Below are 19,082 nucleotides of genomic sequence, written 5' to 3'. Positions count from 1 at the left end.
ACTTTAACCCTTGAAACTTTGTAATGCTCTATGTATTTTTTGATAAAATTCCTTTAACGTAATCTCCTCTCCCTTTACCCTTTCTATATTTTTATCCTTCTTATGCAATTTGAAACTTTCTAAAATAAACTTTTCACCTCTTTCTTCTACACTTACGATTAAGCCGGGCAATCCCGCAAAACCGTTTGGAGCATAATTAACCGGTATATCCAAAGAATACCATGCTTCAACCGGAATTAATTTTTCCTCTAATTGTTTATCATAAACTATCATCTCACCTATTGCTTTCCTACATTTATAGCCATTTATTGTTTTCTCTTCATTAAATAGCTTCCACCGAACAGGCATAAGCTTTATATTAAAGGTTTGGTTCAATCTTTCTGCATTAAATATAGTAGTGTTTTCAGTTGCGTTATGATAATAAATTCCTGTATTGGGACCTGCAGCAAGTTTGATATTATTTTCATCAGCTATATCCATAACTTCCTTCATTGTGAAAAGAGATTTAGAGCCCGAAAACACAAGCTCGTACTCAAGTATTTTTGTATATTTTCTCCTTTTCTCTTCTATATTTTTATAAAGCGCAAATCTTTGAGGATCGGCCTTCTTCAATTTTAAACCCCTACTGCTACCTGCATAATCCCCGGTATATTTTTTTTTATAGATTGCTGTACCTGATTGAGGGTAACCGCAAGAACACACCAGTATTAAAAGGAAAAGAGTGAATACTTTCATACTGTGAATTTTATATTAATTACTTCCTAAATTTTTCATCACTCTAGCGCCAATCTCTTCAAACTCTGCATGCGTGACCTGCTTACCTTTACTTGGTTTTTCGATTTTTATATTTTCTTTATCTTGTATATTTTCGATGGTATAGGTTTTCTTGTTCCTTTCCAGTTCCAAAATAAGTCCAGGTAAATTACCGTAATTGGCCGGCCCAAAGGGTAAATTTATTTCTGGTGTGTACCATGCGATAATTGAAATTTCATGTTCTCCCGAATTATTTTTAATGGTTTCAAATCCTGAAGCTTTATAAACTTTGAAATCTTTTATGGTTTTTTGCTCTTTACTGAGTTGCCATATCATATTACTCATTTTAGAACTTATTATAAATTCTCTTCCAAAAGCATTTGTCTGATTTAAGCATATATCTTTTTGATAGTTGCTATAATAAGTTCCACTAAAACCTGCCATGATCCTTGTAAACGCAAATCCGCTTAAGGCCTCATTTTCCATTGATTCCTGCATTTTAAATAAGCTTTCGTGATCATTTATTTGAAGCCTGTATTTTATATGCTTTAGATTCTTAAATGATTGTTTATAGTGTTCTCTTATTTGCGGCGGTATTTTTTCGAGTTGTTCTTTGGTTAACGAAAGTTCTGTACTTACCCCGTAAACCACCTCTAGACTTTGCGCGTTTAACGAAAACCCAAAAAAACAAATCAATAATAAACACCTTAATTTCTTCATTGCTTTAGTGCTTTTAGGTCGATTTTCTGAAACCAATTTTGCCCATCGACATTTAACTTTTTTGTTTCTAAAAGGTAACGTTCGGTTTTTATATTTTCTTGAATTGCTTTCCTCATTTCAGCATTAACATCGATGATATAGCCCATATCAAGATCTTTATCGCCAAAAATTCTGAATATAATTTGTTGATCTACTTTAAAAGGCTGCTTACGCAGCATCTCTGCAACCTGATTTTGTACATTTTGAAACGAAGTTTTTTCTTCCTCTACATAAATAGTTTTATTCGCATTTATAAAAACATTCAGATAAAAAACTTTGTTATTTTCTGTCGAAGATTGTGCACTCACGCCCATTGAAAAGCCTAAAACACATAATAAAACAGTTAATTTCGCTCTCATCATTTTCAATATTAATTTTTATCGTTTTTCATTAAACTTTTCACTTTCTCGTTTCTTGCTTCGTTTATTTTCTTCCATTCAGCAATTGTAACTTCGTTAGCTGCTTTAGGTTTTTTAATATCACCAGGCTTTTCTTCCAAATCTATGTCGACTAAAGTGAACACTTCCCTTCCATATTCTACCTGAACTACCAAGCCCGGCAAGCCTGTAACTCCTCTTGGACCCAACGGGATATTTAGCTGTGGTGTAAACCAAACTTCTAAGCTTCCATCCCAGGTTTTTAGAGTTCCCTTAGCTTTAAAACAGGAATATCCATTAATGATTTTTTGCTCCTTGGTAATTTCCCATTTATAGGGTGGATACTCGATTAAGTAGGTGCTATTGTAAAAAGAATCGGTAAAGAAGAAAGTATTTCCGCTTTTTAAATTGGTATAATAAATTCCATCTCTTGGGCCTGTAGCTAAAGCCATGTATGGATCATCATCGACACTCATCAATTCAGGAAGTTTAAATTCTGCTTCATTTTTATCGAATTTCAACTCATATTTTAGTCGTTTAGCGAGTCGATCCCTGGCCAGTTTCATTTTAGAATATTCTCGATATCGCTGCGGATTAGTCTTTTTTAATTCCTTCATTCCTTCTTCAGATCCAAAAGAAGTCCATTCCTTTTTATAGGTAGCGATTCCACTTTGCGCTATTACAGAAAACGTAAAGCAGAGGAAGATAAAACTGATGTAGTATTTTTTCATCATTTAAAATTTTCAAATTGCTTAAAAAAGTCAGCTTCGCTAATGGAAGTTCCTTTTTGCGACGTATTAATTGTTATCTCTTTTTGCTGAATTTGAACAAGTTTATAAAGTTCACTGCCAGTTTCTAATTGCACAACCAATCCCGGTAAACCATTGTAATGTAGCGGACCGTAACTAAGCGGAATTTCTGGCGTGTACCAGGCAATGACATCTTGAAATTTACCCTTCTCTAATGCTATTTTTGCTGAAGCTTTAAAGCAGGAATAGCCACTAATTGTTTTTCGTTCTTTTTCCAGCTTCCAATCGATTTTATCTACATTCACAAGAAATTTTTCTCCCAGAGCTTCGATCGCCCAAATCATGGAAGCTGCCTTTCGGTTAAAATAATATTCTCCCTGATAAGGCCCTTTAGCCAAGGCTAAGTCGGCTTGATCTTCAACACTCAGTAAGTCTTCCAAATAAAAAAAGCTTCTATCTTTATCGAATTTCAGTTTATAAGATAACTGCTTTGTAAGTTCTTCCTGAAGTTTTTCTAACTCACGGTACTGTCTATATTTCTGCGGATTTGCTATTTTATCCTGTTGCCCTGCTGCCGATTCAGAATATAAATTGATCCATTCTTTTTTATAGGTAGCTATGCCAGAATCCTGGGCATAACCAGTTAAAAGACTGAATCCAAAAAGTAAACTGAAAACATACTTCATCTTAATCTTGTTTAAAAATGGTACCGCGCATATCATCCAGCATCTTGTTATATTTTTCTGCGGAAATTAATTTGCCAAAATCTGGTTTTTTAATGTTTACCGGTTGGCTTGTACTAATCTCGACTAAAGAAAGCACAAAGGTTCCTCTTTTCACTTCGACAATTAAACCCGGCAAACCACCAAAACCCAACGGCCCGAAAGATGCTGGGATCTGTGGCGTAAACCAAACCTCCTTGATAGTTCCATTTTCTGGAAGTTCAGCTCTAAAACAGGTAAATCTGTTTACGATTTTGGTCTCTTTGGTAACTATCCAATCGAAATCTATAGAATCCTGAATCGTATATTTTTTTCCGGTAGCTTCCGAAGTTTTTAGCCAAACGCCACTTTTTGTGTTTTGGTAAAACTCACCGCTGCCTATCATTGCATGCCCAATCTTTGCAGATCCCGGCATGTTGACATCATTATCCATTCGATCAACCAGCTGAAAGGAAGAAACCGAATCCTTAAACTCTAAGACGAAATCAAACTTTAAAGTTGCTTTCCTAGCTTGATTAAGTCTTTTTATGGCGTTGCGATGGGCTTCATCATCTGGCTTTTTAATTTCAAACTCCTTAAATTCTACGATCTTGTAATGACAAATCGTACCAGTTTGAGCATAGAAACTCAACGAAAGGAATAATATGCTACAAAATATCAACGCTTTTTTCATCCCGACTTCATCATATTGGCTGCTGCTTCTCTATACAAAGCGTCTAAGGCTTCGCGAGAAATCTCTTTACCTTCTAATGCCTGAATTTCCAAATCTTTATCACTGAACTTAATGCTTTTCAACTTATAGGTCATTGGAAGATAAGATCTATTGATCTGTAATTCTAAAATTAAACCCGGCAAACCGCCATATCCAAAAGGCCCGTAACCAAAAGACAGCTCTGGAGCAAACCAGGCAATAACTTCATGCTCAAATTTTCCTTTAGAATTTTCAGTAACTTCAGTTGTGCTAGCTTTAAATACCTTAAAACCGTCGATTATTTTAGATGCTGAAGAAACCTCCCACTCCCCAGCGCCTTTGGTTTTATCTTTAACCAAATGCATCGTCATAAAATCCTCTTGTTGGATCACCAGTTTATTAGCATCTGCCTCGATTAAATAAACCTTATCCAGCCCTACCAAAGCTTTCGAAAATCGATAATATGGTTTTCGATCTATTTCCATTCCCTCTTCCAGTTTAAAAAGAGCTTTAGATCTATCAAATTTTAATATGGCTTTCATCTGTGCCACATAATCCTTACTCATTTTATACATTTTCTGTATAACATCTTTGTTTTCGCCTCGCTTTACTTCTGGCAATTCTTCGATTTCGATAGCATATTCAATTTCACCAGATCGTAGCTGAGCATAAATTTGAAAGTTCCAAAAAAGGAAGAAGATAAAAAATAGTGACCGAAACATAGATTTTTGATAGATGAACAACCAAGATAACAAATAAAACTAAACGATTAGTTAAAACAGAAAGGAATTAACGGTATAGACTAAAACTCTGTTCCATACATTTCACTTCTTCTTTTTATTTCCATAAGGATTTTCTTCGTAATTGTATCTCTTTCCTGATAGGTAATTGTTTTTTTTGCCGTTGGGATTTCTATCTTAATATCTTCTCTGCTTTCTATTTTCGTCGCGAAATAAATAATTCTTTTATCCCATGTAGCCTCTAAAATTAATCCCGGCAGTCCATCAAAATCTAACGGGCCGGTAGAAACAGAAATCTCTGGAGTAAACCAGGCTTCTACAGGCACCCATAACGGCTCCATATACTTATCGTAAGTTTTATACTCTATTTTAGCTTTAAAGCATTTATAACCTAAAATCATTTTATGTTCTTTAGTGATCTCCCAGGAGTTATACTTCTCTTTGTTAGCTAAAATTCTATAACTTTCACCACTAATATCCTTAAAAATAAATTTTAAGCTATCTTCTTTATAGAATACCCTTTTACCGGTTGCTAGAACTAAAGCTGCATTGTAGCCACTTTGCATATCTCTATTTTCGAAAGGCATTTTAGGTTCTGTATAGAACTTTGAAGATTTACCTTGTATCAACAAAATTAATTCTACATAAGGAAGAGCGGCAATTCTATTCTTCATGTATTTACGCACCATCATATTTTCAATCTTCGAAAGATCTTTACGCTCTTCAGGGTAATCTATTTTATACGTAATTTTTAGACTTTGAGCATTCGCACAAAAGCATAAATTCAAAATGATAGAAATCAAAAGCACTCTTTTCATGAACATGAGATTTGCATTAAAATACATAATAAACCATTTAAATTCAGCAAACCACTAAAATTAGGGTAAAAATCCCCTAATATTAGCATTCATTCAATGCTATCAAAATCAGTTTAGCGAAATATTTAATACCGTCGTTTTAAGCCTTAAATAATCTTTTTTTAAAACTTCAACCTTAGCAATACTGCTGGCATATAATCTTAGATCTTTGTCTTCAACTAAATATCCATTTACATAAAGATCTGTTTCACTATCCAGGCCGAAGAATTTATTTATTTCAGATTGCGACTTGGCTTCAAACTCCTTCTGAATTTCTAAAGTCACAATTCCCGGGTTTTGCTGATCTACAAATAACATTTTAGAACCGATAGTTTTATCTTTAAAAACCTTCATTTCAGAAATATATTCTTCTGGAATACTTTTTAATATACTGCTCCCCGCAATGATCTGATCATTAATGATAATCACCGGCTTTTCTGAAGTATCCTTAGCCAATTTTACACGCGCCACCTGGGCATTTAAAGTAAAATTCCCTAAAACGAAAATCATTAAAATAAGTAGTTTTTTCATGGAAAGTAAGGTTTAATTGATGATAAAGGTTAAATGCGCTCGTCCCAATTACTATCAGGATGCTTTGAATTAAAGTTAATTTGCAAACAAACGCCTGATTGCGCTGAAGTGGTTAACAGAACAAAAGCATTTTTTGATTATTCGTAATTTTTAATAATTCGTGTTTATCGTCATTCCGGACCTGCCCGCCTGACTGCCGTCAGGCAAGTTCCGGCAGGCGGGCTTGATCCGGAATCTCATGTAATATTGAAAAACAACCTATTGTGATGAGACCCTGAATCGAGTTCAGGGTGACCACACTCACTATGACTTATTGCGGACGTTCATTAGCATTTTTACCCCATTTCAATATAGCCAATTCTTTGAGAATAACTTCGGGTATAAATCCCCTAAAATTTAAAACGTGCTGAAATGATTAAATTTCGGCCTGCAGCGGCAATTCCAGAACTGTAGGTACGGTAACGCTGATCTGTAATATTTTCTACGGAAGCCGTAAGCAACCAGTTTTCATCTAAATCGTACTGTCCGGTTAAATTTAAAGTGTACCAGGACGGCGAATATGGGTTTCCGTTTGCATCGATCGCATACAAATAGGCTTTCCCCTGCTCTGAAGTTGCCAGGTCGTTATAACTGAGCTCTCCGTTATATTCAGCAAAAAGATCGAGTTTTACTTTCTTTTTATGCCAGATCAAATGAGTGTTTCCAAAAAGTGGCGCCGCATGTCGCAAAGGCGCTACAGAGCCATCATCTAATTCTTCTTCGCCTTCAGTGATCGCGATTTTTGAAGCAAAACGTAAAGCGACTGAAAAATCGACCTCAACATTTCCTTCAAATCCATAAACATTCGCATTCGATGCATTTTGAATAGCCTGAATGTTGCTTGCTTCACCCTGGTAATCGATCTCTGTTTGCCCGTTCAAATTAAAATCGCGACGAACCATCGCATCTTCTAACCAGGTATAAAAACCTGCAAAACCAAAGCGAATATTTTCAGCCGGTGACCAGTTTACACCAATTTCAGCATTATATGCATATTCTGGTTTTAAATTTGGGTTTGGGACAACCACAGATCCTGGTTCAGAATCAAAAATTTTCCCTACATCGTCGATATTTGGTGCTCTAAAGGCTGTAGATGCATTTACACGCCATTGTAAAAACCGGTTTTGTTTCCAGTTAATTCCTGCGCTGGCTGTTAATGCACCGGTATTGATATCGGCATCGCTAAACGGAAAATCGTATAGATTTTCATCGAATTTCGCATTTAAAAGAATGTGATTATATCGCAAACCCGACTGGAAATTTAAATCTTCCTGAATTTGCCATTGATAGGTTGCATACGCCGCCAAAGACTGCCAACTGGAATTATCTGGGTATCGCGAAGTAGTTTGCTGCTGTGCTCCCGAGTTTATATTTTCCTGAAAACCTTCAGAATTCACTTGGTTATTCACATATTCTAGTCCGTAAAACAATTTGCTGCCTTCAAAAGCTTTTTCGAAATCAAGATTCGCTGAATAAGCGCCTACATTTTCTTCAGTATTAAATAAAATTTCTGAACCAAAATCGCGATCATGGCGACTTTCTTCAAAAAACTGGTAAGCCAGCGTAAATTGCGCCTTATCGTAAAGTTCCCCGTTTCCTTTTTTGTTGATCTTAAAATCACCTAAAAACCATCGCTGCGGTCCATAATACCATTCGGCTGCCCGCAGCTGCCCATTTCTTCTTCGGTACAAACGATCGTATCTTGGATAGTCTGAAGTTTCACTGTAAATAAGCCCAAGATTGAAATTCCATGTTTCATTGGGCATATATTTTACCTTTTCGAGCAGGCTAAGCTGCGTGTATCCGGTTGGTTTTTGAATTAACGGACTTTCATTTTGCTCGACCACATCTTCACCATTTTCCTGCGTCACATATTCCGGTCTTAGATAAGAATCGGGCCCATGTTCTCCCATTTTTAGATCACCAAAATCTGAATACGAAACCGAGGTCTGAAATGCCCAATTTCGCCTTCCTAAATTTACATCGGCATGTAAAGTTTGCTCGTTATTTGCCGAGGAATATCTTCCGTAGAAATTACCGCTTACAGAAGTTTCTGCACCAAACGAAAATCGAGGTTTTAGCGTATAAAAATTCATTACGCCGCCAATTGCATCACTACCATAAACAACAGAGCCGGGACCTAAAATAACCTCAGACCTTTCGATAGCCAATGGATCTATATTGATCACATTTTGTAGGTTTCCGCTTCTAAAAATAGCGGTGTTCATTCGCACGCCATCTACAGAAATTAATACGCGATTTGTTGCAAAACCACGAATCATGGGGCTACCGCCACCTAACTGACTTTTTTGTACAAACACCTGCCCGGTACTTTCTAAAAGATCTGCGGAAGTTTGCGGACTATTTTGAATAACATCTCCCCGATCTATACTTACAATTTTCTGCGGAATTTCGTCTTTCTGAAGCTGAAATTTCGCTACGGAAAGCACCACCTGATCCAGCTTATTTTGGTCTTCCTGAAGATAAACGAGCTGGTCTTTGATCTCAGATTTTCTAATCTCGAATAATTGATGCGAAACATGCTGAAAAAAAAGTACTTCAGAAATATCGAATTTTGATATATCGGCACGTCCTTTAAAATTACTTAGGCTGGTTTTGGTCTTTTCAGCATTAAAAATAATGACATCGCTTAAAGGCTCTTCGGTAGCTTTATCGAGAACAATGATGTGCTGAGAAAATAGGTTTCCGCTTAAAAAAATAAAGAAGAAAATGACTAAAAAACGCATTAATTAAAGATTTCGTTGAGGACAGTTAGGGATTTTGGTTTTCTAAAGCCTTCGATATGCAGTTCGTAATACAGCAGCAACATTTTTAAAAAATTAGATCGTTGCTCGCCGGTTAATTTTACCTGCTGCATGTCGTTAAAGCTCACATTTAAAAATGCTCGCAAAATATCAAGATTTTCGCCTTCTATGCAATATTCATTGGTTTTAACAGGCTCAAAAGTTCCTTCCAGTAAATTGAAAAACGGCTGCTCTGTATTTAGATCGTCTGGCTGAAAGCCTAAAAATCCAGATAACTTCAGCAAAAACATTATATGAAAATTAGCGATCTTATCATGCAAATCCATCCAGCTAAAAGCGGTTTCTAAAAAATGATACATGGCAGGATTAGATTCTTCTTCTCTGATCGCACTTTTTAAAATTTCAGCAATAAACATCACCATACTAGCTTTGACCATGTTGGTGTGCAGTGAAGTATAGGTGTTAATTACCTTGGCATCTTTTAGATATTCTAAAGTGCCTTTATTCTTATGACTCGCCACGATATCGAGTTGCGTTAACAACTGAAACTGGCTGACTTTAAACTTTCCCTTTTTCGATTTTAGAATTCCGCGTAGCATATAGGTGCGCAAACCACTTTCTAAAGAATATAGATTTACAATAAGATCTGCTTCCCCATATTTTAGCGCACTTATAACAATTGCTTTGGTCGTAACTATCATCGAAATTCCGTAATCATTCTGGCATGGGAAGGTATAAAAAAAGCCGCTTTTAAAAAGCGGCTTTTTGATATTTATATGGGCTTAAAATTATACCACACCCTGAGCTAACATTGCATCAGCAACTTTTACGAAACCGGCAATATTTGCACCTTTTACATAATCTACATATCCATCTTCGTCTTTACCATATTCTACACATTTATCATGAATATCGTTCATGATCTCGTGAAGCTTGTTGTCTACTTCTTCTGCAGTCCAGTTGTAACGTAAAGAGTTTTGCGTCATCTCTAATCCTGAAGTAGCTACACCACCTGCATTAGATGCTTTACCAGGAGAGAATAAGATCTTCGCCTCACGGAAGATTTCTATAGACTCTGGCGTACAAGGCATGTTAGCACCTTCACCAACACACATACATCCATTGTCTACTAATTTCTTAGCATCTTCTTCTTTCAACTCGTTTTGAGTAGCACAAGGTAATGCAACATCGCATTTTACTTCCCACGGCGTTGTATCTGGGTAGAACTTAGCATTGCTATATTCCTCTGTGTACTCTTTAATTCTACCACGTTTTTCGTTCTTAAGCTCCATGATGAATTGTAATTTTTCTTCATCAATACCATCTTCATCATGAACGTATCCTTGAGAATCAGACATCGTCACTACTTTTGCTCCAAGCTCGATCGCTTTTTGAGCAGCGTATTGTGCAACGTTACCAGAACCAGAAATTACTACCGTTTTACCTTCTAAAGTTTCGCCTTTAGTTTTAAGCATATTCTGAGTGAAATATACATTTCCATAACCCGTAGCTTCAGGACGAATTAAAGAACCACCGTAAGACAATCCTTTTCCGGTCAAGATACCCGTAAATTCGTTTTGCAATCTTTTGTACTGGCCAAACATATATCCAACTTCTCTGGCTCCTACTCCAATATCACCTGCAGGAACATCGGTATTATAACCAATATGTTTACTAAGCTCTGTCATAAAGCTCTGGCAAAAACGCATAACTTCGTTATCAGATTTTCCTTTAGGATCAAAATCTGATCCTCCTTTACCACCACCCATTGGTAGTGTTGTAAGACTATTCTTAAAAGTTTGCTCGAAAGCCAAAAACTTAAGAATACTTAGATTTACAGATGGATGAAAACGCAATCCTCCTTTATAAGGACCGATAGCCGAATTCATTTGCACACGATATCCACGGTTTATTTGAATATTACCTTCGTCATCTAACCACGATACTCTAAACATGATCACACGCTCTGGCTCTACCATACGCTCCAGTAACTGTGCGTTTTGGTACTTTTTATTCTTCTCTATAAAAGGTATAATAGTTTCAGCAACTTCATGAACCGCTTGAATAAATTCTGGCTCATTTTGATTTCTTTGAGACACTTTATCCAAGAAATCCTGTATATTTTTTTCCATAAGGCGTCGCTTAAATTTGTTTTAAAAAAAATGTTTTTTCGAGGTGCAAATATATGAGATATATAAAAATTAGCGATAAAATTTTAGTTTTTCATACAATATTAACTTTTTGTTGAATTTCATTAAAAAAAAGAAAAAATCAATTTAAAATAAGCTAACCTTCTTTTTATATATTTGCCTCGATATCCTATAAACACCTGTGTTGAAGCGATTTTGTAAATCTTTTTTAATCGGTTTTATATGCCTTTTATCCCAATTAGGTAACGGGCAGGTATTGCATGAAGTTGGGGTTACGGCAGGTCCAGCTGCGATCACAACCGATTATGGGGAGCGAGGAGAGTTTAGAAACTTCTATCAAAACCTTGGTTTTGGGGTAGGACTGCAGCATTATATGAATTTTGTGTACACCGGGAATAATACCCAAACCAATTACTTTAAAGACTTTTTTAGAGTACGTACAGAGATCGATTATTTTCACACATTTTTAGATCATTACGGGCCAATTTCTTATCAAAACAATCCGCGTGGAGAAATGCTTAGGGCCATGCATGGCGAAATTCATGTCTTTGAATTCGGTACACAAATAGAATGGCATTTTACACAAATTCGTGAGTATTTGATCTTTTCTACACGGTTCTCTCCATACATCACCGTAGGAGCGCATGCCGTTTACTACATGCCAGATGCCTATAGTGATCTTGGTCCTGTAGATAATCCAAGAGTGTTGTTTCCCGCATTTCAGGATGGATTAAATCTGGAAAGTGGCTTTACATACAATGTTCTTTTTGGCGGCGGCACACGATATCGATTAGGGAGAAACAGTGACCTGGTCGCCGAGGTTAAATGGCAGTATTACGGCAACGATTATATCGAAGGTTTAGATGTACAGGGGCCGCAAAACCAATCGAATGATTGGACCGTCTGGATAAACTTTGGATATATTCACTACCTGAATTTCTAAAATCTATTCCTGAAATTCATCGAATTCTCTCACCTTTTTATCAAGGCAATTATTTACCAGCATCTCAAACTGGGCGATATTTTTAACCGAAGTAACATAAACTGGTGCCAAGTCTTCACCATACTTTAACTGCAGCACAACTTCATTTACTTCTTTAAGTTTTAAACTTCGATCCCTCTTATCTCTAAACAAAACCTGGTTTCCTGCCTTTATCATAAAATCCTTAAGCTCGAAACTTACATTTTCATGCTTCCCATAAATATCGATTGCTTCATTAGAAATATAATACCGATTTATCGTACCGTCGCAAGGTTCATAAAATAAAAACTGGTCTTTGTACTTTTTAAGTTCAACCAGTTTAAAAATTGCGTTTTGATGTTTCTTTTCTTCGGAAATGATTACTGAATCTAAGTTTCGATAAAAAACAGATGTTTTTGTGGTATCAATAAACAATTGATATTCATCCAGGTTTAATGCTGAAGCTGAAGTTCGCTCTGGAATACTATCTGAAGGAACTACGTAAGGATCTTCAGGAATTATCTCAGTATTTGCCTCTTCAGAAGCATCCTTTTTACAACTGAAAAAACCTAAACAAATAATGAATATGAAAAGTATTCTAAATCTCATCAGCATTTAAAATCTTTCCTCCTTTTTCTACAATTTCAGCTTTTGCTTTTTCAAAACCTTCAGCATCGATAGCGCGGGTAGCGTCTTCGATCAAAAAGGAAGTAAAACCTTCATTTAAAGCATCTTTCACACTAAAAGCAACGCAAAAATCACCTGCCAAACCTGCAAAATAAAGTTCGGTTACGCCTTTTTCCTTTAGATATCCGCTTAAACCGGTAGATTTTAAATGTGCATTATCATAAAAGCCGCTGTAACTATCAATTTCAGGATTTGTTCCTTTTCTAAAAATAGCTTCAATTTTATCTAATTTTAGCTCAGCGTGAAAATCTGCTCCTGTAGTTCCCTGCACACAATGATCTGGCCACATTACCTGGTCGATTCCGTTTAGATCGATAAGTTCGTAAAGATCTTTATTATGAGTGCTGGCAAAACTAGCGTGCCCTGCCGGATGCCAATCCTGAGTGGCAAGCACTAAATCAAATTTATGCTGAATTTTATTGATTATCGGCACAATTTGATTGCCTTCTGGAACTGCTAAAGCGCCGCCGGGCATAAAATCGTTCTGAACGTCTATAAGAAGTAAAGCTTTCATGGCATTTTACATTTTATGTTCACTTATTAGTCGGTCTCTTTCTGCTTTCAGCTTTTCTGAAATACTTACTTTATAAATATGCGGATTGTTGAATCGCTTATATTCATACGGTAATTCGGCCAATCTTGATTTACTATATTCAGCAATTTCAGCAAGTGTTCTTTTCTTGATCTTCATTTCACCATTTTCCATCACCGGCTGCAATAAAGCTTCTTTTTGATAAGCCGAAACATCTAAAAATTTATACGGTTCTGAAGGATGAAAAACTTTAGAAAGCTCGGCATTATTTTCATTTCCCATCGCGATGACGTCTACACCGGCACACTCGCCATTTTCATCTTTCATTCTGTACACCTGCTTACGATGCGGCAAAGTGGTTTTGATTAAACTCTCTGAAATTTTAATTCTTGGCTGCCCGTCTGAAAATGTAAGTTTATAAACTCCGTCTAAAGCAGCATCTGGTTTCCCGATCACGAGGTTTGTTCCCACTCCATAAACATCGATTGGCGCATCCTGTTCCTGCAAACTTTTAATTACAAATTCATCTAATTGATTAGAAGCAGCAATTTTAACGTAGTCTAAACCGGCATCATCTAACTGCTTTCTTGCCTTTTTCCCCAAGTAGGCCAAATCGCCACTATCTAAACGAATAGCCATTAATTTTTGACCGCGATTTTCCATTTCTTTAGCCACGATTATCGCGTTTGGAACACCACTTTTTAAAGTATCGTAGGTATCTACTAAAAGTACACATCCTTTTGGACGCCCTTTAGCAAATTCACGAAATGCGGTTAACTCGTCATCATAGCTTTGGATAAAAGAGTGCGCCATAGTTCCTGAAACCGGAATATCAAGATCTCTCCCGGCAATTACATTACTGGTACCATTAAATCCACCAATCATTGCAGCTCTTGAAGCATAATAACCACCCGGTCCTTGTGCTCTACGCAATCCAAAATCTAATAAAACCCGCTCACCAGAAACCAATCGCATTCGGCTTGCTTTTGTGGCAATTAGTGTTTGGAAATTCAGTAAGTTTAGCAATATCGTTTCGATGATCTGGGCTTCGATCAAATTCGCTTCTACCTGTAAAACAGGTCGCGTTGGAAAAACCACATCTCCTTCCTGTACCGAATAAATATTTCCTGAAAATTTAAAATTCGCTAGATATTCTAGAAAATCATCTTCAAAATCGTACTGCTTTAAAAACTCGATATCTTTCTTACTAAACCTAAGATTGGTGATAATTTCGAGCAAATCTTCTAAACCGGCAAAAATGGCAAAACCACTTCCGTAAGGGATTTTTCTAAAATAATAATCGAAAACTGCTTTGGTATCGCGCTTTCCGTTTTTAAAATATACCTGCGACATCGCAAGCTGGTATTGATCGGTATAAGTTGCCGTAAAATCGAACATAAAATCTTGGTTTTGTAACTCGCTTATCGAGATTTGAACTATTTTCTAATTTCTAGTAGAATTAGTTCATTGAATTTCAGCAAAACTTTATCTAATTTTATTGCTGAACAATACAAATTTAAGGCTTTGCAAATGTTTTAAGCCTTTTCCCTGTACGAAAATTGTATTAAAAAGTACATCAACCAATTCATCTTCGGAGTAGCTGAAAAATCTTGCCTACTATTAAATCTGAAGTTGAATCTTTAAATCCTTTATGGTCAAATTAGGATTCGAGATCGAAATATTTATCCAAATCTTTAACTTTATAAAGAGTAGATTTTCAGCTTTATAGCGCACCAACATTTCTACATTTTAATTTTATTTAAAATACAGCTTCATTTTTTTTAATAATATTTAGTGATAATTAAAAATTCCATTATATTTGCATCCGCAAAATTGATTGCAAATTCCTCCTTAGCTCAGTTGGTTAGAGCATCTGACTGTTAATCAGAGGGTCCTTGGTTCGAGCCCAAGAGGGGGAGCAAAAAATTTTTAGGGCAAATTCAGCTGCCGAGAATGCTGAAAACATATTGATATATTCCTCCTTAGCTCAGTTGGTTAGAGCATCTGACTGTTAATCAGAGGGTCCTTGGTTCGAGCCCAAGAGGGGGAGCAAAAAGCCACGCTATTTTTAGTGTGGCTTTTTTGTTTGCATTCAAGGATTCATTTTGTTGATGTAGTAAAATATAAACCTAGATCTAGGAATCCTTTCTGCTAAACATCCTTAGGAAAATCGCTAAAATTTTCCCTATTTTTATAGAATCTTAACCACCAGCTGCCTTTTAATATTAATTTTGAGATTCTATGAAAATTTTCAGACCTGCAGCTCTTATCGCACTTTTAGTATTCGCATCCTGTAAAAACAAAAATCAGGATCAACAAACTCCTGAAACCGAAACGGTATCGATTCAAACCGATGAAGATTTTAGACCTTCTTTTCATTTTTCACCAAAGGAGCATTGGATGAACGATCCTAACGGGATGTTTTATCTAAACGGAACCTATCATTTGTTCTTTCAGTATTACCCTGATGGTAATAAGTGGGGGCCAATGCATTGGGGACATGCTACGAGTAAAGACATGATCACCTGGGAAGAACAGGAGATCGCTCTTTTTCCCGATGAAAAAGGATATATTTTTAGCGGAAGTGCAGTAGTAGATCATGATAATACTTCTGGTTTTGGCGATGGCACAACGCCGCCTGTAATCGCCATGTTTACTTATCACGACCCTAAAGGTGCTGACGAAGGACGAATCGATTATCAATCTCAAGCTATTGCTTACAGTTTGGATGAAGGAAAAACCTGGACAAAATATGAAGCCAACCCGGTAATCGCGAATCCAGAATTGCAGGATTTTAGAGATCCTAAAATGATCTGGGACGAAGAGAACAGACAATGGATAATGGTGCTTTCAGCCAGAGATCGAGCCTATTTTTATACTTCAGCAAACTTAAAAGACTGGAAAAAGGTATCTGAATTCGGCAAAAATTATGCTGCACAAAATGGTGTTTGGGAATGCCCAGATTTCTTTCCTATGAAAGTCGAAAATAGCCACGAAACCAAATGGGTTTTGATACAGAGCACTAATCCCGGCGGATACAATGGGGGCTCGGCTACGCAATATTTTGTTGGCGATTGGGATGGGAAAAACTTTACCCCAGAAGCCGACCTTTACGGAAAAAACATCGACCATCCTTACTGGTTAGATTTTGGAAAAGACAATTATGCCGGAGTGACCTGGTCTAATGTTCCAAAAGAAGATGGCAGAACGTTGTTTATGGGCTGGATGTCCAACTGGCTCTATGCCCAGGAAGTCCCTAGCGAAACCTGGAGAAGCGCCATGACGATCGCACGTAAACTTCAACTTAAAAAAGAAAACAATAAGTATATCATCACCTCTACTCCGGTTAAAGAACTTGAAAAATATGTGGGGGAAATTATCACTAAATGGAAACTAACCGATGATGATCATGCGATAATCGACAAAAAAGAGTTAGATCTTACCAAAGCTCAGGTTTCATTTTTAATCCCGAAGATCACTAAAGATGTTCATTTGACGCTGAGTAACGAAAGCGGCGATCAATTTAAATTCGGTTTTAAAAAGAAAGAAAATGAGTTTTATATCGATCGATCTAAATCTGGGATCACCGATTTCGGAAAAGAGTTTGCATCAACCGTATCTACCGGAAGAAGAATCTCAACTTCAGATTCCTTAAAAGTGAACCTGATTTTAGATAATATGAGCATCGAAATTTTTTATGACGACGGAAAAACAGTGATGACCGAGATCTTTTTTCCGAAGCAACCTTATACCAGTTTAAAGATCAACGAAGGTGTTCCTGTGATCGATATTGAAGCCAACGAATTTAATTTTAATTAAAATTACGCATTCTACTATGTCTGAAGCCATAAACGCCGTTTGTTTTGGAGAGGTTTTATATGATATTTTTCCAAATTCAGAAAAAATTGGGGGAGCGCCATTAAATGTGGCTTCTCGCCTTAGCGCCAACGGGATTAACACAAGCATGATCAGCAGCGTTGGTAAGGATGAAAAAGGAAAGAACCTGCTGGAATATCTAAAATCGAGAAATATAGATCATTCTCTGGTTGCTGAAACTTTAGATTTTCAAACCGGCGTGGTGACTGTAGAACTAGACGATAGCGGATCTGCTTCTTACACGATCGAACATCCTGCAGCATGGGATAAAATTGAAATTTCAGCAGAAATGATCGACAAGGTAAAAACTACCGATGCTTTTCTCTTCGGAAGTTTAGTTTGTCGCGATCAAAAAAGTAGGGCAACTTTAACTGAATTACTTAAACATGCTAAATTCGCTGTTTTCGACATTAATTTAAGACCACCGCATTACGAAAAAGAGATCCTGGAAGATCTAATTTTAAAAGCTGATTTTATCAAATTTAATGATGACGAGCTTTACGAGATTGCTGCCATGTTCGATTCTCCTTTTCATTCCTTAGAGCAAAATCTTAGTTATATGGCCAAGATCACTAACGCCAAAACGATTTGCGTTACTAAAGGCAGTCACGGCGCAGTGCTTTTTACTGAAGGAAAATTGTTTTACAATAGCGGCTACAAAATTAAAGTTGCAGATACTGTGGGCGCCGGCGACAGTTTTTTAGGTTCCTTGATTTCTAAATTACTGCGAAAAGAAGAACCTCAAAAAGCATTGAATTACGCCTGTGCGATTGGCGCATTAGTCGCTTCAAGAGAAGGAGCGAATCCTGAATTCACTTCAGAAGAAATTGAAGCTTTTATGTTTCCGGATGCCGAATAATTTCAGCTTGAAATTGACTAAACTTGAAGATAAGTTTTAGTTAGCTTAACTTTTTTGTGTCTAAAATCTACGTTATTAGAACTCTATAAATTTTTAGATATGAAATTGGTTAAAACAAGCCTTCTTTTTATAGCATTAGTAAGCTTCAGTTGTAAAGAAAACAGGAAAGAAGAAAATACTTCCGAAGAAAAAATTACTGCGGAAGCATCGAAAATCGAAGTACAGGGACATCGCGGTGAACGTGGGCATTCCCCAGAAAATAGCATTCCGGGATTTCTTGCTGCGATCGATAAAGGAATTGATGTAATAGAGATGGATGTTGTGATGTCTAAGGACAAGAAGATCGTGGTGAGTCACGAAGCATTTATGTCTTCAGCCTATGTGCTTTCTCCCGCTGGTGATACGATCCCAAAACAGCAAGAAAAGAGCTACATTCTTTTCACGATGACTTACGACAGTATTAAAAAGTTTGATATTGGCAGTAAAGGCAACGCATCTTTTCCTGGACAGCGAAAATTTAAAACCTACAAACCTTTACTTGCTGAAACGATCGATAGCATAGAAAACTACGTAAAATCGAAGAATCTTGATCCTGTACGCTATAATATCGAAATAAAATCTGACGTTGCTGAATACGAAAAATCACAGCCAAAGCCCGCCGAATTTGTAAAAGCCGTAATGGCGATCTTAGAAGAAAAACAGATTGTTTCTAAGATCAATATTCAATCATTTGACGTGAATATTTTAGAAGAAATGCATCGCTCTTATCCTGAAGTAAAATTAGCGTATTTGGTAGGTCGCGGAGATTTTGATGAAAATATGGAGAAGATTAGCTTTAAACCGGAAATTTATAGTCCGCATTACAAACTTTTAGATTCTATGAAAGTGGCTAAAATTCAGCAAAGCGGAATGAAGGTTATTCCGTGGACGGTTAACGAGCAAGCCGATATCGACAAAGTTAAAAAGATGAATGTAGACGGTATTATTACCGATTATCCTGAACGTGCAATTGAATAATTATGCTATAAGCTAAC

19 protein-coding genes and 2 tRNA genes are annotated in these 19,082 nt (G+C 36.6%); 6 read left to right on the top strand and 15 right to left on the bottom strand.

The window, feature by feature from the left end:
* Window positions 1-3: 3 nt before the first annotated feature.
* From BM201_RS03180 to gdhA, 12 genes are all read right to left on the bottom strand, one after another.
* Window positions 4-735 carry a GLPGLI family protein gene (locus tag BM201_RS03180; protein WP_092539929.1) on the bottom strand — a complete coding sequence of 244 codons (732 nt, stop codon included), beginning with the start codon at window positions 733-735 and terminating at the stop codon, window positions 4-6.
* A gap of 15 nt (window positions 736-750) precedes the next feature.
* Window positions 751-1,473, bottom strand: coding sequence for a GLPGLI family protein (locus BM201_RS03175; protein WP_092539928.1), 723 nt, complete (start codon window positions 1,471-1,473; stop codon window positions 751-753).
* Window positions 1,470-1,874, bottom strand: a complete 405-nt coding sequence (locus BM201_RS03170) for an ExbD/TolR family protein (protein WP_139219119.1) — start codon at window positions 1,872-1,874, stop codon at window positions 1,470-1,472. The genes BM201_RS03175 and BM201_RS03170 overlap by 4 nt, the downstream gene beginning before the upstream one ends.
* Window positions 1,875-1,882: 8 nt before the next feature.
* Window positions 1,883-2,623 (bottom strand): GLPGLI family protein, encoded by a 741-nt coding sequence (locus BM201_RS03165; RefSeq protein WP_092539926.1) that lies wholly within the window; start codon window positions 2,621-2,623, stop codon window positions 1,883-1,885.
* Window positions 2,620-3,324: a GLPGLI family protein gene (locus BM201_RS03160; protein WP_175486965.1), complete on the bottom strand. Its 705-nt coding sequence runs from the start codon at window positions 3,322-3,324 to the stop codon at window positions 2,620-2,622. Before BM201_RS03160 ends, BM201_RS03165 begins: the two co-directional genes overlap by 4 nt.
* Window position 3,325: 1 nt before the next feature.
* Window positions 3,326-4,033 carry a GLPGLI family protein gene (locus BM201_RS03155; protein WP_092539924.1) on the bottom strand — a complete coding sequence of 236 codons (708 nt, stop codon included), beginning with the start codon at window positions 4,031-4,033 and terminating at the stop codon, window positions 3,326-3,328.
* The gene (locus BM201_RS03150; protein WP_092539923.1) at window positions 4,030-4,773 is read right to left on the bottom strand and encodes a GLPGLI family protein; all 744 of its coding nucleotides are present in this window, start codon (window positions 4,771-4,773) and stop codon (window positions 4,030-4,032) included. Before BM201_RS03150 ends, BM201_RS03155 begins: the two co-directional genes overlap by 4 nt.
* 80 nt (window positions 4,774-4,853) lie before the next feature.
* A complete protein-coding gene (locus tag BM201_RS03145) occupies window positions 4,854-5,609 on the bottom strand; it encodes a GLPGLI family protein (RefSeq protein WP_175486964.1) in 756 nt (251 codons plus the stop codon).
* Window positions 5,610-5,717: 108 nt separating this feature from the next.
* Entirely contained in the window at window positions 5,718-6,179 is a 462-nt protein-coding gene (locus BM201_RS03140) for a hypothetical protein (protein WP_092539921.1), read from the bottom strand.
* Between the two features lie 389 nt (window positions 6,180-6,568).
* Window positions 6,569-8,965, bottom strand: a complete 2,397-nt coding sequence (locus BM201_RS03135) for a TonB-dependent receptor plug domain-containing protein (RefSeq protein ID WP_092539920.1) — start codon at window positions 8,963-8,965, stop codon at window positions 6,569-6,571.
* Entirely contained in the window at window positions 8,965-9,684 is a 720-nt protein-coding gene (gene recO / locus BM201_RS03130) for a DNA repair protein RecO (protein ID WP_092539919.1), read from the bottom strand. The genes BM201_RS03135 and recO overlap by 1 nt, the downstream gene beginning before the upstream one ends.
* Window positions 9,685-9,771: 87 nt before the next feature.
* The gene (gene gdhA, locus BM201_RS03125) at window positions 9,772-11,115 is read right to left on the bottom strand and encodes an NADP-specific glutamate dehydrogenase (RefSeq protein ID WP_092539918.1); all 1,344 of its coding nucleotides are present in this window, start codon (window positions 11,113-11,115) and stop codon (window positions 9,772-9,774) included.
* A gap of 202 nt (window positions 11,116-11,317) precedes the next feature.
* On the opposite strand from gdhA, the gene BM201_RS03120 reads away from it, so the two are divergent.
* Window positions 11,318-12,076 (top strand): THC0290_0291 family protein, encoded by a 759-nt coding sequence (locus BM201_RS03120; RefSeq protein ID WP_092539917.1) that lies wholly within the window; start codon window positions 11,318-11,320, stop codon window positions 12,074-12,076.
* 3 nt (window positions 12,077-12,079) lie between these two features.
* Here BM201_RS03120 and BM201_RS03115 read toward each other — a convergent pair whose 3' ends face one another.
* Genes BM201_RS03115 through BM201_RS03105 form a run of 3 tightly spaced genes read right to left on the bottom strand, consistent with a single transcriptional unit; the run spans window position 12,080 to window position 14,711 of the window.
* Complete coding sequence (locus BM201_RS03115) at window positions 12,080-12,703, bottom strand: hypothetical protein (RefSeq protein ID WP_092539916.1); 624 nt, start codon at window positions 12,701-12,703, stop codon at window positions 12,080-12,082.
* Entirely contained in the window at window positions 12,693-13,295 is a 603-nt protein-coding gene (pncA, locus tag BM201_RS03110; protein ID WP_092539915.1) for a bifunctional nicotinamidase/pyrazinamidase, read from the bottom strand. Before pncA ends, BM201_RS03115 begins: the two co-directional genes overlap by 11 nt.
* A 6-nt stretch (window positions 13,296-13,301) precedes the next feature.
* Entirely contained in the window at window positions 13,302-14,711 is a 1,410-nt protein-coding gene (locus BM201_RS03105) for a nicotinate phosphoribosyltransferase (protein WP_092539914.1), read from the bottom strand.
* A 447-nt stretch (window positions 14,712-15,158) separates the two neighbouring features.
* Between BM201_RS03105 and BM201_RS03100 the strand changes: the two genes are divergently transcribed.
* From BM201_RS03100 to BM201_RS03080, 5 genes are all read left to right on the top strand, one after another.
* Window positions 15,159-15,232, top strand: a tRNA-Asn gene (locus tag BM201_RS03100).
* Window positions 15,233-15,289: 57 nt separating this feature from the next.
* Window positions 15,290-15,363, top strand: a tRNA-Asn gene (locus tag BM201_RS03095).
* 191 nt (window positions 15,364-15,554) lie between these two features.
* On the top strand, window positions 15,555-17,132 hold the full coding sequence (locus tag BM201_RS03090; protein WP_092539913.1) for a glycoside hydrolase family 32 protein: 1,578 nt from the start codon (window positions 15,555-15,557) through the stop codon (window positions 17,130-17,132).
* A gap of 16 nt (window positions 17,133-17,148) precedes the next feature.
* A complete protein-coding gene (locus BM201_RS03085) occupies window positions 17,149-18,048 on the top strand; it encodes a carbohydrate kinase family protein (RefSeq protein WP_092540608.1) in 900 nt (299 codons plus the stop codon).
* Window positions 18,049-18,147: 99 nt separating this feature from the next.
* Entirely contained in the window at window positions 18,148-19,065 is a 918-nt protein-coding gene (locus tag BM201_RS03080) for a glycerophosphodiester phosphodiesterase family protein (RefSeq protein ID WP_092539912.1), read from the top strand.
* The last annotated feature ends 17 nt before the right edge of the window (window positions 19,066-19,082 follow it).

Origin of the sequence: Zunongwangia mangrovi (genome assembly GCF_900112105.1) — a bacterium.
Taxonomy (GTDB): Bacteria; Bacteroidota; Bacteroidia; order Flavobacteriales; family Flavobacteriaceae; genus Zunongwangia; species Zunongwangia mangrovi.
This window is presented reverse-complemented; position numbering and strand designations above follow the sequence as displayed.